Source organism: Lactiplantibacillus fabifermentans DSM 21115 (genome assembly GCF_000498955.2).
GTDB classification, from domain to species: domain Bacteria; phylum Bacillota; class Bacilli; order Lactobacillales; family Lactobacillaceae; genus Lactiplantibacillus; species Lactiplantibacillus fabifermentans.
On the sequence record NZ_AYGX02000094.1, the window covers coordinates 1 to 326 of the forward strand.

At 42.0% G+C, this 326-nt stretch carries 1 protein-coding gene; it reads left to right on the forward strand.

Going from position 1 to position 326, the window contains the following annotated elements; genetic code table 11:
* The coding region (locus DY78_RS08825; RefSeq protein WP_191982876.1) for a host-nuclease inhibitor Gam family protein at window positions 1-216 on the forward strand (216 nt) is incomplete at its 5' end.
* Between the last annotated feature and the right edge of the window lie 110 nt (window positions 217-326).

A 326-nucleotide genomic window follows, 5' to 3' on the forward strand; every position in this document is an offset into this window, starting at 1 on the left:
AACCCGGCTGGGTTGGCGTATGACGAAAAGATGGTTTTAAACTCACTTCGTAATCAAGGTATGAGCCAATACATCAAGGTCAAGGAGTCTATTGATAAAGTTGATTTGAAAAAAGCTGGTCGCATGGTTGGTGACAAGTTTGTCATGGAAGATGGCGAGATTATCGCTGGTATTACTGAAAAACCAGCAACTGAGAAGGTCACGTTTAAATACTAGGAGGAACCGATATGAGTGAAGCAATCGCGAAAGCAGAAAATCAAACGAACAGTCTATCCCTAATCATGGGTACTGATCAAAACAAGATGGCTAGCGAACTACAGGCTATC